The organism is Streptomyces sulphureus DSM 40104 (genome assembly GCF_000381025.1).
Lineage (GTDB): Bacteria > Actinomycetota > Actinomycetes > Streptomycetales > Streptomycetaceae > Streptomyces > Streptomyces sulphureus.
This window is the reverse complement of the sequence record NZ_KB905816.1, coordinates 44,629-58,026: the sequence shown is the minus strand read 5'-3', so window position 1 is coordinate 58,026 and position 13,398 is coordinate 44,629. Positions and strand designations below refer to the sequence as shown.

At 73.5% G+C, this 13,398-nt stretch carries 13 protein-coding genes; 5 read left to right on the top strand and 8 right to left on the bottom strand.

The features are described 5' to 3' along the window. Nucleotides 1-259 precede the first annotated feature (259 nt). Nucleotides 260-1,675, top strand: coding sequence for a TerD family protein (locus tag F603_RS0112235; RefSeq protein ID WP_019546295.1), 1,416 nt, complete (start codon nucleotides 260-262; stop codon nucleotides 1,673-1,675). Nucleotides 1,676-1,682: 7 nt separating this feature from the next. Here F603_RS0112235 and F603_RS0112230 read toward each other — a convergent pair whose 3' ends face one another. Further along, on the bottom strand, nucleotides 1,683-2,861 hold the full coding sequence (locus F603_RS0112230; RefSeq protein ID WP_019546294.1) for a glycosyltransferase: 1,179 nt from the start codon (nucleotides 2,859-2,861) through the stop codon (nucleotides 1,683-1,685). Between the two features lie 96 nt (nucleotides 2,862-2,957). Between F603_RS0112230 and F603_RS0112225 the strand changes: the two genes are divergently transcribed. From F603_RS0112225 to F603_RS0112215, 3 genes are all read left to right on the top strand, one after another. Further along, on the top strand, nucleotides 2,958-3,740 hold the full coding sequence (locus tag F603_RS0112225; protein ID WP_019546293.1) for a glutamate racemase: 783 nt from the start codon (nucleotides 2,958-2,960) through the stop codon (nucleotides 3,738-3,740). 81 nt (nucleotides 3,741-3,821) lie between these two features. After that, complete coding sequence (locus F603_RS0112220) at nucleotides 3,822-4,430, top strand: hypothetical protein (RefSeq protein ID WP_019546292.1); 609 nt, start codon at nucleotides 3,822-3,824, stop codon at nucleotides 4,428-4,430. Nucleotides 4,431-4,439: 9 nt separating this feature from the next. Further along, on the top strand, nucleotides 4,440-4,934 hold the full coding sequence (locus tag F603_RS0112215; protein WP_019546291.1) for an NUDIX hydrolase: 495 nt from the start codon (nucleotides 4,440-4,442) through the stop codon (nucleotides 4,932-4,934). 108 nt (nucleotides 4,935-5,042) lie between these two features. Here F603_RS0112215 and F603_RS0112210 read toward each other — a convergent pair whose 3' ends face one another. The 7 genes from F603_RS0112210 to dhaK all read right to left on the bottom strand — a co-directional run bounded on the left by F603_RS0112210 (nucleotide 5,043) and on the right by dhaK (nucleotide 11,154). Then, nucleotides 5,043-6,512: an aminotransferase class I/II-fold pyridoxal phosphate-dependent enzyme gene (locus F603_RS0112210; RefSeq protein WP_026328350.1), complete on the bottom strand. Its 1,470-nt coding sequence runs from the start codon at nucleotides 6,510-6,512 to the stop codon at nucleotides 5,043-5,045. A 30-nt stretch (nucleotides 6,513-6,542) separates the two neighbouring features. Next, entirely contained in the window at nucleotides 6,543-7,424 is an 882-nt protein-coding gene (locus tag F603_RS0112205) for an SDR family oxidoreductase (protein ID WP_019546289.1), read from the bottom strand. Next, nucleotides 7,421-8,383 carry an SDR family NAD(P)-dependent oxidoreductase gene (locus F603_RS0112200; RefSeq protein ID WP_019546288.1) on the bottom strand — a complete coding sequence of 321 codons (963 nt, stop codon included), beginning with the start codon at nucleotides 8,381-8,383 and terminating at the stop codon, nucleotides 7,421-7,423. The genes F603_RS0112205 and F603_RS0112200 overlap by 4 nt, the downstream gene beginning before the upstream one ends. A gap of 183 nt (nucleotides 8,384-8,566) precedes the next feature. Beyond that, entirely contained in the window at nucleotides 8,567-8,965 is a 399-nt protein-coding gene (locus tag F603_RS0112195; RefSeq protein ID WP_019546287.1) for a hypothetical protein, read from the bottom strand. A 101-nt stretch (nucleotides 8,966-9,066) separates the two neighbouring features. After that, a complete protein-coding gene (locus F603_RS0112190; RefSeq protein WP_019546286.1) occupies nucleotides 9,067-9,474 on the bottom strand; it encodes a PTS-dependent dihydroxyacetone kinase phosphotransferase subunit DhaM in 408 nt (135 codons plus the stop codon). A gap of 1 nt (nucleotide 9,475) precedes the next feature. Continuing rightward, on the bottom strand, nucleotides 9,476-10,108 hold the full coding sequence (gene dhaL, locus F603_RS0112185) for a dihydroxyacetone kinase subunit DhaL (protein WP_019546285.1): 633 nt from the start codon (nucleotides 10,106-10,108) through the stop codon (nucleotides 9,476-9,478). A gap of 53 nt (nucleotides 10,109-10,161) precedes the next feature. Then, entirely contained in the window at nucleotides 10,162-11,154 is a 993-nt protein-coding gene (gene dhaK, locus F603_RS0112180; RefSeq protein WP_019546284.1) for a dihydroxyacetone kinase subunit DhaK, read from the bottom strand. Nucleotides 11,155-11,890: 736 nt separating this feature from the next. Here dhaK and F603_RS0112175 point away from each other — a divergent pair. Beyond that, entirely contained in the window at nucleotides 11,891-13,390 is a 1,500-nt protein-coding gene (locus tag F603_RS0112175; protein WP_019546283.1) for an ABC transporter substrate-binding protein, read from the top strand. The last annotated feature ends 8 nt before the right edge of the window (nucleotides 13,391-13,398 follow it).

Here is a 13,398-nt window from a genome sequence, read left to right as displayed (position 1 = left end):
GTCGTCAATCGACAGATACAGGGACGAACCACCCCGCTGTGGGGTGTTGAGATCGTGTGAATTGCGTTTCTCCTGCCGTGGCGAGCGTGTTCCGGGCCGGGGTCGCTTCGTGCGCCACCTCTCCCCGGCTGAAGTGACACCGTGTCAACCCACGCGGTTTTTCCGCGCGATGGGAACCACCCGGGCCCGTCGTTCGTCGCCCAATGCGGAGAGTGCGCACGCACGGCGCGCAGGGGCGGGACCGCACGGAGGGAACGCGATGTCGATGCGCAAGGGGACCAACGTGCCGCTGTCGGCGAGCGCGCTCCGGATCGAGGTCGGCTGGCGGGACGGTCCCGACGTCCCCGAAGTCGCCGCGTGCGCGCTGCTCCTCGCCGACGGCCGCGTCCGCACCGACGACGACCTCGTCTCGGCCGCGCGCCCGCGCCACCCCTCCGACGCCGTGCGCCACCTCGGCGCGGAACACGAAGAACAAGCGCAGGGCGCGGAGTTGACGATCGCGCTCGACGCCGTCGAGCCGGGCGTGGACCGTATCGTCCTCGCCGCCTGCCTCGACTCCGGCAGCTTCGGCGACGTGCCCGGCCTCTCCGTCCGCCTCGCCGACCTCGCCTCCGGCAGCGAACTGGCCCGGTTCGAGGCCGAGGACGCCGGAGTGGAGACGGCCTACCTCCTCGGCGAGGTCTACCGCAGACAGGGCGCGTGGAAGTTCCGCGCGACGGGCCAGGGCTACGCACACGGACTCGCGGGCCTCACCGCCGACTTCGGCGTCCGCGCCGAGGCGGCCGACGAGGTCTCACCGAGCCGCGTCGCGCCGCGCAACGGCCCCACGCCTCCCCGGCCGCCGGACTCTCCCCAGCCGCCGGACGCCCCGCAGCCGCCGGACGCTCCCCGCGCGCCGGGTCTCCCCAGGTCGCCCGACCTCCCCGTCCCGCCGAGCGCCCCGACGCCCGACCTTCCGACACCCAGCGCACCGACACCGCACACCCCCGCGCCCCCGAGCACCCCGACCGACACGGTCCCGGCACAAGGCGCGCGCCCCGTCCGGGTCACGCTCACCAAGGACCGCCCCGCCGTCTCCCTCGCCAAGCAGGGCGGCACCTCGGGCGCGATGCGGGTGAACCTCAACTGGCAGCGTGCGCAGCCGAGTCAGCAGCGCGGTTTGTTCTCGCGGCTCGGCAAGACGCTCGCCGCACCGCAGGAGATCGACCTCGACCTCGGGGCCCTCTGGGAGCTCACCGACGGCCGCAAGGGCGTCGTCCAGGCACTCGGCAACACCTTCGGCTCCTACGCCCGCGCGCCGTACATCTCCCTCGACGGCGACGACCGCACCGGCGCCGTCGAAACGGGCGAGAACCTCACCATCAACCTCGACCGCGCCGCCGAACTCCGCCGCGTGCTCATCTTCGTCACCATCTACGAGGGCGCGGAGAGCTTCGCAGGACTCCACGCCACCGTCACCCTCCAGCCCCAGCACGGCGCCCCCGTCGACTTCTCGCTCGACGAGTGCACGGTGCGCTCCCGCGTCGCGGCTCTCGCGCTCCTCACCAACCGGGACGGCGACCTCGTCGTCGAGCGCGAGGCCCGCTACCTCGTCCCAGGGCCCGGCGTGAGCATGCAGCGGGCGGTCGACGAGGAGTACGGCTGGGGCATGCGCTGGACACCGGGGCGCAAGTGACCGGACGTCAGGCCGCAGGCCCGGAGTTGGCGGGCGGAGGTTCGGGGGAGCGCGTCGACGGCGAGTACGTCCGCCCCTTCCAGGCGGCGCCCCGCCCCTTCCGGTGCTGCACCGCGGAGTCCACGGTCATCAGGAGGTAGAGCGCCGCGGTGAACGGCAGCAGCGGGGCCGTCCAGAGCGGCACCCGGTAGTACCGCGCGATCGGCAGGTAGGACCCCGCCATCAGCGCCCACGCCGCCGCACCCGCGAGGGAGCCGGTGCACGCGGCGACCGGCGGCACCAGGTAGACGAGGACGAGCCCGGTCACCGTCGCCGCCAACAGCACCGGGTTGTACCGCAGTTGCGCGTAGGCGCTGCGCGAGACCATCCGCCACAGCGGCCGCAGCCCCCGGTACGGCCGCACGCTCGCCACCGAGTCGGCGAGCCCCAGCCAGATCCGCCCGCCCGTGCGCTGCACCTCGCGCCCGAGCGCGACGTCGTCGATGACGGCGCCCCTGATCGACTCGGGCACCCCTGCCCGTTCCGCGGCCCCGGCGCGCACCAGCGCGCACCCGCCCGCCGCGGCCGCCGTGCGCGCGGAGGCCGAGTTGACCCACCGGAAGGGGAAGAGCTGCGCGAAGAAGTAGACGAACGCGGGGACGAGCAACCGCTCCCACGGAGCGGAGACCCGCAGCCGCGCCATCTGCGAGACGAGGTCGAGGCGGGCGGAGACCGCCGCCGCGACGAGCCTCCGCAGCGAGTCGGGGGAGTGCGCGATGTCCGCGTCGGTGAGGAGCAGATACGCGGGGTCCGCGTGCGCCCGCGCGAGTGCGGTGCCGTGCCGAACGGCCCACAGCTTCCCCGTCCACCCCGGCTCGGGCTCGCCGGGCGAGGAGACGGTGAGCGGCAGCCCGCCGTGTTCCGCCGCCAGCGTCCTCGCCAACTCGCCCGTGCCGTCCCGTGATCCGTCGTCGACGAGGACGACCTCCGCCGTCCCCGGATACTCCTGCGCCAGCAGCGTCGGCAGGGTCAGCGGCAGCACCTCCGCCTCGTCCCGCGCGGGGACGACGATCGCGACCGACGGCCAGGAGTCCGGCTCGGAGGACCGCGGCAGCCGCACGTCGGTCCGCCAGAAGAACCCCTGCCCCAGCAACAGCCACACCCACGCCAGGAGTGAGGCGACGGGGACCCAGGAGACGGCGTTCACCCGCCGCAGTCTGCCCCAGTCGGCCGCCCTCCGCGCGCAATCGGCGCAGCCGGGCCCCGGAAGCGGTGTCGCAGAGGTGGACTAAAGTGGCTCGACGTGAAGATTGCGCTGCTCGATTCCGGGATGGGCCTGCTCGCGGCGGCCGCCGCGGTGCGCCGTGCCCGGCCCGACGCCGACCTCGTCCTCTCCACCGACCCGGAGGGGATGCCGTGGGGGCCGCGCACGGCGGAGGAGATCACCGAGCGCGCGCTCGGCTGCGCGCGCGCCGCCGCCGAACACCGTCCGCAAGCGCTCGTCGTCGCCTGCAACACCGCCTCCGTCCACGCGCTCCCCGCGATCCGCGCCGCGCTGGAGCCCGGCATCCCGGTCGTCGGGACGGTGCCCGCGGTGAAGCCCGCGGCGGCGGCCCGCGTCCCCGTCGCCGTCTGGGCGACGCCCGCGACCACCGGCAGCCCCTATCAGCGGAGGCTCATCGAGGAGTTCGGCAACGGCGCCCCGATCACCGAGGTGCCCTGCCACGGCCTCGCCGACGCCGTGGAGAGCGGGGACGAGGAGCTCATCCAGGCCGCGGTCGCCGCCGCCGCCGCGCGTACCCCCGAGGACACCGGCTCCGTCGTCCTCGGCTGCACCCACTACGAACTCGTCGCCTCCCGCATCCGCGAGGCCGTGCGCGGTGCGGGGGCGCCGCCCGCGCTCTACGGGTCGGCCCAGCCGGTCGCCGCCCAGGCGCTCCGCCGCGCCGGCATCGAGCCGGCGCCCGAGGCCCCCGCCGGCGGCGGCCTCACCGTCCTGCTCAGCGGCCGCAAGGCCCAACTCCCCGCCGCCGCCTCGGCGTACGCCGAGGGCCGGAGCCTGCTAGGCGCGACGCCGGTGCGCTGAGCGGCCGCCGGGCGAGCCCCGCGCCACCCCGCCGGCCGCGAGCGGCTGCCGGGCGGTGCCTGCCGCAGTAGCCTGCCTGCTATGAAGGACGATCCTCGCGAGATCGCACCGTCCCCAGGCCCCGAACCGCGAGTCGAACCCCGAGTCGAAACCCCTCCCGTCCTCGGGCGTCACGACGACGCCGAGGTGTGGACGGGACGCGCCACCAACCGTGTCCAGTGGCTGCTCGCGGTCCTCGGCGCCGGCTGCATGGCGCTCGGGATCGAGCTCGCCTTCGAGGACCCGTGGGGCGGCGGCCCGGCGCCGCTGGTGATGTCGGTGGTCGGCTGCGTCGCCGCCGGGCTGCTCATCCTCTTCGGCACCGTCGCCTTCGTGAACGTCACGGTCCGGGTGGACGCGCAGGCACTGGAGGTGCGGTGCGGCCACGCCGGGCTGCCGCGGAGGCGCATTCCGCTGACCGACATCGTCGACGTCGAGGTGGCGTCGAGCGTCACTCCGCGCCACTGGGGCGGCTGGGGTTACCGCTGGCGCCCGGAGAAGGGGACCGGTGTGATCGTGCGCCGGGGCGAGGGCGTGGTCGTCCGCCTCGGCGACGGGCGGATCTTCACCGTCACCGTCGACGACGCCGCCTCGGCCGCCACCGCCATCCGCTCCCGCCTCGCCCCCGCCGGTCCCGCGGCGGGTGCGTAGGCTCGTGCCATGGCGACACCGGAATTCATCACCACCCTGCGCGCCAGCGCGGGCCACCAGCTCCTCTACCTGCCCGGAGTCAGCTCGATCGTCTTCGACGACGCCGGCAGGGTGCTCCTCAACCGCCGTGCCGACACGGAGAAGTGGGCGATCATCGGCGGCATCCCCGAGCCGGGTGAGCAGCCGGCCGAGTGCGCGGTCCGCGAGGTGTGGGAGGAGACGGCGGTGCGCTGCACCCCGGAACGCGTCGCCCTCGTCGAGGGGCTGCGGAAGCCGGTGACGTATCCCAACGGCGATGTGTGCCAGTTCATGGACATCACCTTCGCGTGCCGCGCCGAGAGCAGCGAGGCACGCGTCAACGACGACGAGTCGCTGGAAGTGGGCTGGTTCGAGCTGGACGCGCTGCCGCCGCTCGCGGAGTTCGGGCTCTTCCGGATCAAGCAGGCCACGGAGGGTGGGCCGACTTGGTTCGACGGTATGCCCGGGCGAGAGCGCGCGCGCTGACGGTTTCGGTGGCCAGGTGGCGCAACCGGGCACTGTCGTCGTCGTAGCGGCGGTGCCACAGCAGGTACGACGAGACGTCGGGAAACCGGAGCGGCGGCGGGCCCGGCCTCACTCCGCGACCACGCGCACGGTTCCGAGCGACGGGTCGGTCGCGTCCGGAAGGTTCATGCCGGCGTCGACCCCGCTCCGCAGGTAGGCGAGGACGTCCTCGGTGAGCCGCTCCCCGGGGAGCGCGGCCGGGATGCCGGGCGGGTAGGGCGTGACCATCTCGGCGGCGATCCGTCCCGCGGCGGCGTGCGCGGGGACGTCCTCGACGGCGCCGAAGTAGGCGTCGCGAGGCAGCATCGCCTGCTCCATGCGCAGCCGGTCGCCCGTGGGCACGTGCACCTCGCGCGGCGGGTCGAACTCGGGGGCGCGGGAGGCGAGTTCGGTGAGCGCCGAGACGAGGACGCCGGCGGTGCCCGCGTCGTCCGCGTAGGTGAGCTGGGCTCCCACGCGGCGGTGGTCGCCGAGGTGCACGTCGATGCTGTGCTCCGACCGGAGCCAGTCGGCTGCCTGGTAGCCCGAGATGCCGAGCTGCGCCAGGTCCACGAAGACGGGCAGCGGGTCCAGGTCGTCGGCCTTGTCCGGACCCGTGAAGTCGGCCCGCCCGTGCACGTGGAGGCCCGGCACCGCGGCGAGTTCGGTGCGCACCTGCTCCGCCAGCTCCAGCGCGGCGCCGAGCAGCCGGTGCCCCTGCTCGACCATCTGCCTCCGCCAGCCGTCCATCCCGGCGTAGAGGAGGACGTTGGGGCTGGTCGTACCGAGCAGATCGGCGCGCGAGGAGAGACGCTCGGGGTCGACGTGGTCGCCCTGGAGGTGGAAGACGGAACCCTGCTCCAGGCCGCCGCCCATCTTGTGCACGCTCGTCACACAGACGTCGGCGCCCGCGTCCATGGCCCACGACGGCAGGTCGGGGTGGAAGGGCAGGTGCGCGCCCCACGCCTCGTCGACGATGACCGGCAGCCCCCGCCGGTGGCACGACGCGACGACGCCGTCGAGGTCGGCGCAGGTGCCGTACGGCGTCGGGCTGGTGATCAACGCGCCCATGGCGTCGGGGTGTTGCTCCAGCGCCGCCTCGTACGCCTCGGGCCCGGGAGCGTGCGCGAGCCCGCGCTCCGTGTCCCACCGCGGGTCGATCCACACCGGACGGATGCCGGAGAGGATGAGGCCCGAGACGACGGACTTGTGCGCGTCCCGCCCCACGAGCAGCTTCTCGTGCGGCCCGGCGACGGACAGCATCGCGGCCTTCACCGAGAGACTGCTGCCGCAGGTGGAGAAGAAGGTGTGCTCCGCGCGGACGGCGTCGGCCATCAGGTGCTCCGCGCGCTCCAGGACGCGGTTGCGCGAGAGCCGGTCGTCGAGGCCGCTGGTGGCGAGGACGTCACCGCGGAAGACGGCCGGGCCCAGCACCTCCAGCACTCTCCTGTCGGCGCCTCTCGTCTGCTTGTGGCCCGGTGGCGTGAAGGGGACGTCGCCCGCCTCGTGGTAGGCGGCGAGCGCTTCGAGTACGGGGGCCGACGAGTGGTCCGTCGGCATCGGGTTCGTCATGGCGGGTCCCTCACCGCCTCAAGGGAGCGCCGTGCCGCCGGTCGCGTTGAGGATCTCGGCGGTGATGAAGGCGGCGTCCTGCGAGGCCAGGTAGACGTAGGCGGGTGCCATCTCGGCCGGCTGCGCGGGCCGTCCCCAGGCGCTGTTGGCCCCGAACTCCGAGGGGTCGGGGAGCGTCGAGGGGATCAGCGGTGTCCAGACGGGCCCGGGCGCGACGGCGTTGACGCGGATACCCCTGTCCGCGAGGTCGGCGGCGACGGCCTGCGTGAAGGTCACGAGGGCGCCCTTCGTCGCGGCGTAGTCGAGCAGCGGCGGCTTCGGACGGTACGCCTGCACGGAGACGGAGTTGATGATGCATCCCCCCGCGGGGAGGTGCTCCAGCGCCATGCGGCTGAGCCAGAAGGCGGCGTACAGGTTGGTGCGGACGACCCGGTCGAACTGCTCGGTGGGGATGCCGGCGAGCCCGTCGGGCTGCGACATCTGGTAGGCGGCGTTGTTGATGAGGACGTCGAGGCCGCCGAGCTCGTCGACTGCCCTGTCCGTCAGGCGCCGGCACTCCGTCTCCTCGCGCACGTCGCAGGCGACCGCCGTGGCGTGCCTGCCCGCCTCGGTGACGAGCCGCACGGTCTCCGCGGCCTCGTCCTCCTCTTCGGGGAGGTGGCTGAAGACGACGTCGGCGCCCTCGCGCGCGAAGGCGAGTGCGACGGCGCGTCCGATGCCCGAGTCCCCGCCGGTGAGCAGCGTGCGCCGCCCGGTGAGGCGCCCGCTGCCGCGGTAGCTCTCCTCGCCGTGGTCCGGCCTCGGGGTCATCTCTCCGGTCTCGCCCGGGGGTTGCTGACCCTGGTCGGGGAAGGACGGGCTGGGGTGGCGCTCGGCTGGGTGGCCGTGCTGCTCGCTCATGCGGCCCCCTTCACCTGGTTGAAGCGGTCGGCGGCGCGGTCGTTGAGCGTGCTGAGCATGCGCTGCCAGGCGGGCCGCCGGGTGAGTTGCCTGCCCGGCCTCGTCCCCGCCGTGTGGGCGCGCTGGGTCTCGCTCGATGGCAGCAGCCGCGTCACGAGCCCGTCCGTCTCGGTGACGAGCGCCGGCGCGATGCCGTGTGCGGCCGAGCCCAGCTTCGCCGCGGGTGTCAGGACGAGGCGGGCACGGCGTCCGGCGACGGCGGAGACGATGCGCTCCGCCGCGCGTTCGGCGTCCATCGACAGCAGCGGCAGCCCGGAGAGCGCGGCGAACCAGCGGTGCTCACGTTCCGCGTCCCCGGCGAACTCGGCCTGCCCGGCGGAACCCGTACGCATCAGCCCCGGGTGCACGGCCGTGACGCTCACGCCGTGCGGTGCCTGCTCCGCACGGAGCCCCTCGGCGAGCGCGCCGATCGCGGACTTCGCGCACGAGTACGGCAGCAGGTGCGGCACGCCCAGCAGCCCGCCGACGGACCCGATGAGGCCGAGCCTGCCCCCCGACGGGCTCTTCCTGAGCCAAGGGAGCGCCTCCAGGCTGGTGTTGAGCGCCCCGTAGAACATCGTCTCCATCGCGGCGCGGAAGGTCTCCTCGCCTGCGGCCTCCGCGGGACCGACCTGGATGACACCGGCGTTGGCGAAGACCATGTCGAGCGCGCCCCGCGGCTCGGCCGTCTCGCGGACCAGCCGCGCGATCGACTCGCGGTCCCGTACGTCGCAGGTGCGCCCGGTGGCGGTGCCGGTCTCGGACGTCGCCTCCGCGCGGAGGCCGGCGACGGCCCGGTCGATCTCCTCCTCGTCGCGGGCCGCCACGGTGACGTCGGCGCCGCGCCTCATGCACGTACGGGCGAGGAGCAACCCCAGCCCTCGGGAGCCCCCGGTCACCAACACGGACGGTGCGTTCACGTTTCCTCCTCGGCACGTCGCAGCGGTGCCGCTCCCGGCTCGGGAGCCGCTCGGCCCGGAGCGTGCGGGCACGTCCGGTCTCCGGGCGGTGCACCGCGTCGGTGCGGGTTGCACGCCCGTCGCTTCCGTAAACGGCAGACGCGGGGGCGCCGGGCGGTGCCCGACGCCCCCGCGGCGAGGTGCTCAGCGAGTCCGCGTGAAGGTGTTGCAGTTCCGCAGGGGCTCGCCGGCCTGGCGGTGGCAGACCTTGATGTGGATCTTCGTCCCCTTGGGGATCGAGTACGACTTGTTGGTGCACTTCTGCACGCCCGAGACGCCTACCTCCCCGTAGACCTTGCCTCCCTGGGACTTGACGTTGCTGTAGACGCCCCTCCCGTCGGCCTTGGTGTCGCAGACGCTGTGGCGGAGGAAGCCGCCGCCCGCCTCCTGGAGAGACGCGAAGCCGCCGCCCCCCTTGGGCTGGAAGGTCTCGTCCGCCATCCTGGGTTGCTCCACGGGCGCTGCGGCCGCGGCGGTGCCGAGACCGAGCGTCCCCGCGAGCGCGAGGGTCGTCGCCGTCAGAGCGGTACGGCGTGAACGCACGGGTGGTCCTTTCCTCGGATGGCCGGGCATCGCCCCGGCCGGTCGGAACGACCCTCCTCGAGCTGCGTATCGGGGAGCTGACAGTCGCGTATCAGCGGCGTCTACACCTTCCGGTACTGGTACGCCTCCTCGGCCGCCGCGGCGACGGCGTCGAGGTCGGCGCCGCCCGACGCGGTGACCGCGGCCGCGATCGCGCCCTCCACGAGCGGCGCGTCCACCAGCCGTGCCGGCTCGGGGAGTTGGTCGCCCTCCGCGAGCAGCGTCTTGACGGTGAGGACCGCGCTGCCGAGGTCGGCGAGGAGCGCCACGCCCGCCCCCGAGTCGACGGCGTGCGCCGCGTCCGCGATCCGCTCGGAGCTGGTCCCCGTTCCGCCGCCGGCGGCGCCGCCGGCCCCGACGACCGGGGCCGCCTCTCCGCCGCCCAACTCGCGTGCGAGCTGCGCCACGGAGTCGGCGACCTCGCTGCTGTGGGACACCAGGACGATCCCCACCTGCTCTCCGCCCGCCATCTCAGGCGCCCTCCCCGTACGCCGTCGCCAGCGCCTGGAAGAGCAGCGCGGTGGACGCGGCGCCCGGGTCCTCGTGACCCACGCTCCGTTCACCGAGGTAGCTGGCCCGCCCCTTGCGAGCCTGCAGAGGGACGGTGGCCTCGGCGCCTTCGGCGGCGGCGCGTGCCGCGGCCGGGAACGCGTCGCCCGGGGCCGAGCCGGCGTCGAGCGCGTCGAGCGCCGGGTAGAGGGCGTCGAGCATCGTGGCGTCGCCCGGTGCCGCGCCGCCGAGCTGCGCGACGGCGTCGGCCGCCTCCCGCAGCGCGGTGGTGAGTTCGGGCAGTGGAACGGCCGCCGCGTCGCCGAGCGCCTTCCCCGTCCGTCGGAGCAGCGTGCCGTAGAGCGGGCCCGATGCTCCGCCGACGGTGGAGATCAACTGTCGCCCCGTGAAGAGCAGGAGGGCGCCCGGCGTATCCTGCGGTTCCTTCTCCAGCGCCGCCTGCGCGGCGGTGAAGCCGCGTTGCAGGTTGCTTCCGTGGTCGGCGTCCCCGATGGGGGAGTCGAGCTCCGTCAGGTGTGCTGCCTCGCGGTCGATCGCCGCGGCTGCTGCGCGCAGCCAGTCGGCGAAGAACCCGGTATCCAGCTCCTCGGACACGTCTCTCCTTCCCGAGCGTGCTCGTGTCGTGGCGCGGAGCGCCTGGCGTGGTGTCAGGCGCCCCAGCGCAGGCCGGGGGTGCGAACGGGTGCGTCCCACAGCCGGAGGGTCTCCTCGTCGGCCCGGCAGAGCGTCAGCGAGGCCCCGGCCATGTCGAGCGAGGTGACGTAGTTCCCGACGAGCGTACGTGCGACCGGCACTTGGCGTTCCCCCAGAACGCGGTGAACCTCGGCGCAGAATCCGTAGAGCTCCACGAGCGGTGTGGCGCCCATGCCGTTCACGAGGGCGAGCACGGGACCCGTACGCCCGAGGTCCTCCAGGACCGCCTCCACGGCGAACTCGGCGATCTCGCCCGACGTCATCATGGGACGCCGCTCCCGACCCGGCTCCCCGTGGATACCGATCCCCAACTCCAGCTCGCCCGCCGGTAGATCGAACGTGGGCCCGCCCTTCGCCGGGGTGGTGACGGCGCTCAGGGCCACCCCGAAACTGCGGGAGTTCTCGGCGACCCTGCGCGCCACCGACTCGACCTGCTCCAGCGGCGCCCCCTCCGCGGCGAGGGCCCCGGCGACCTTCTCGACGAAGAGGGTGGCGCCCGTGCCGCGCCGCCCGGCCGTGAAGAGGCTGTCGGTGACGGCGACATCGTCCTGGAGGAGCACCTTGCCGACGGTGATGCCCTCGTCCTCGGCGAGTTCGGCGGCCATGTCGAAGTTGAGCACGTCCCCCGTGTAGTTCTTGACGACGAAGAGCACGCCCTCGCCCGAGTCGGCGGCCGCCGCCGCCCGCACCATCTGGTCGGGCACCGGCGAGGTGAATATCTCCCCCGGACACGCGGCGTCGAGCATCCCGGGCCCCACGAATCCCGCGTGCAGCGGCTCGTGCCCCGTGCCGCCGCCCGAGACGAGCCCTACCTTCCCCGCGACGGGTGCGTCCCGCCGCACCACCACGCGGTTCTCCACGTCGACCGACAACTCGGGGTGCGCCACGGCCATTCCGCGGAGCGCGTCGGGGACGACCTTCTCGGGCACGTTGATCAGCATCTTCATAGGAACCTCCGAGGGGCTTGGGACAGCCGCCGCTGGTCGGGACGGTGGACGGGTGCTGGTCGGTATGACGGGTTCGGGTGGCTCGGCGGCCCCCGCTCCGGCCTCTCCTGCCCGGGAGAGGCCGGAGCAGGCGGGGCAGCCCCGGGACAGGAGCAGTGTGCCTCAGACGGAACTGCCCTTCAGGGTAGGTACCGGAGCGGTATCCGGCCCCTCCTCGGAGGCATGCGTGCGGCAGGCGACCGCCACCCGGCGCTCGGCCGCCTCCCGCGCCTCTCCGGAACCACCGGCGGGCGGGACCCGGCGTCCCGGCCGACCGCGAGCCGGGTCGTGTGCGCCGGTACGGCTGTCCATCCGGTGCCGTGCTCGCCCGGTGGGGCGGCGCCGCCGTCCCCGGGTCGGGGTTGCCGCGCCACAGCGTGCGGGGCGCACTCCGATCGCCTCGACCTGCTCGGTGGTGACGTGCAGAGGGCCGAGGACGCGGTGCGGAGGCCGTCACGAAGCGGTGGCCGCGAAGGAGTGGCGGGCTCTAACCGGCGGTATACGACGCCAATTCGACGGAAACGCCCTCGAACTCCCGTCGTCTTGACGGCGGTTGCGCACCTTGCCGCGTCGGCCGGCTGTGCGGCAGCTCCCTGCCTGGCCAGACCAGATGCATCAATGATCTAATTGCACATCGATTGCATCAAAGGAGGGTGGCACAGTGGCGACAGCCTCTTTCATGCGGAGCCGCCGATCGGTGCTGTCGCTCGCCGGAGGAGCGGCGCTGCTCACCGCGTGCGGTGCTTCCGCGGACTCGTCCTCGAAGCCCAGCAAGGGCGGGACGATACGCGCCGTCTTCCCCGGGTTCGGCGCCAAGGAGACCCTGGACCCGCACGTCGGACGGCAGTTCGTCGACATGGCGCGGTTCAAGGCGGTCTTCGACAAGCTCGTCGACTTCGACGCGAGGCTCCGTCCCGTGCCGCGGCTCGCGGAGCGCTGGGAGGCCGACAAGGACCTCACCGTCTGGCGCTTCACCCTCCGTAAGGCCCAGTTCCACGACGGCCGGCCCCTCGAAGCCGAGGACGTGCTCTTCACCCTCTCCCGCATCCTCGATCCGGACAGCTCCGAGCGGCTGGCGAAGAACTCGCTCTCGCTGATCGATCTCAAGCGCTCGCGCGCCGCGGGCAGCCGCACGGTCGAACTCCGGCTCACCCGGCCGGAAGCCGACCTCCCCTCGCTGCTCGCGTTCACCGGCACCTACGTCGTCAGCCGCCGCTACCGCAACCCGGCGAAACCGGTAGGGACCGGCCCGTTCCGCTTCGTCTCCTTCACGCCGGGACGCTCCTTCGTCGGCCGCCGCTTCGACGACTACTGGGACGGCGCCGCGCACGCCGACGAACTCCGCATACTCTCCGCCGAGCCGGAGGCCCGCGCCAACGCCGTCCGCGCGGGCGAAGCCGAGTACGCGCACGAGGTGAGCGCCACCTTCGCGCGCACCGTCGAGTCGAACCCGGACGTGCGGATCGTCTCGACACCGCGCAGCGGCGTCGAGGGCATCCTCCTCAAGACCGACCGCCCGCCCTTCGACGACCCGGACGCGGCGATGGCCCTGAAGCTGGCCGCCGACCGCGAACGGTTGGTGGAGGTGGTGCTCGGCGGCCGCGGAGCCGTCGGCAACGACATGTACGGCAAGGGCTTCGCCTACTATCCGGAGGACGTGCCGCAGCGCGAACGCGACATCGCCGAGGCGCGCCGGCTCGCCCGCCGCTCCGGCATCCACGGCAAGAAGCTGGTCTTCTACACCTCCACGGCCGCCGACTCCTTCGTCGACGCCGCCCAACTCTTCGCCCGCCAGGCCGCGGAAGCGGGCGTGCGGATCGAGGTCGAGACGGGCCCGCCGGAGAGCTACTTCACCGACATCATCGACACCGGCGCCATCACCAGCCACCGCAGCGGTGCTATGCCGATACCCACCTACCTCTCCGAGCGTCTCCTCTCCAAGGCCCCCCAGAACGTGACGCGTTGGCGCCACCCCGACTTCGACGCAGACTTCGCCGAAGCACGCGCCACCCGCGACGAGGCCCGCCGCACCCGGCGCTACCAGAAACTCCAACGCACCCTGCGCGACGAGGGCGGCCAACTCCTCTGGGGCCACCCCGACTGGATGAACGCCGTCTCCTCCCGCCTCCACGGCGTACGCAAGGCACCGCCGAACACACGGGACTGGGCGCGCTTCGACACCGTCTGGCTCGACTGAGCGGCCCG

Bases quoted from the DNA above. Each gene is read 5' to 3' on its own strand.
- dhaK (WP_019546284.1), bottom strand. From the start codon at position 11,154: ATGAAGATGCTGATCAACGTGCCCGAGAAGGTCGTCCCCGACGCGCTC.
- F603_RS0112235 (WP_019546295.1), top strand. From the start codon at position 260: ATGTCGATGCGCAAGGGGACCAACGTGCCGCTGTCGGCGAGCGCGCTC.
- F603_RS0112210 (WP_026328350.1), bottom strand. From the start codon at position 6,512: ATGCCGACGGACCACTCGTCGGCCCCCGTACTCGAAGCGCTCGCCGCC.
- F603_RS0112215 (WP_019546291.1), top strand. From the start codon at position 4,440: ATGGCGACACCGGAATTCATCACCACCCTGCGCGCCAGCGCGGGCCAC.
- F603_RS0112220 (WP_019546292.1), top strand. From the start codon at position 3,822: ATGAAGGACGATCCTCGCGAGATCGCACCGTCCCCAGGCCCCGAACCG.
- F603_RS0112190 (WP_019546286.1), bottom strand. From the start codon at position 9,474: ATGGCGGGCGGAGAGCAGGTGGGGATCGTCCTGGTGTCCCACAGCAGC.
- F603_RS0112205 (WP_019546289.1), bottom strand. From the start codon at position 7,424: ATGAGCGAGCAGCACGGCCACCCAGCCGAGCGCCACCCCAGCCCGTCC.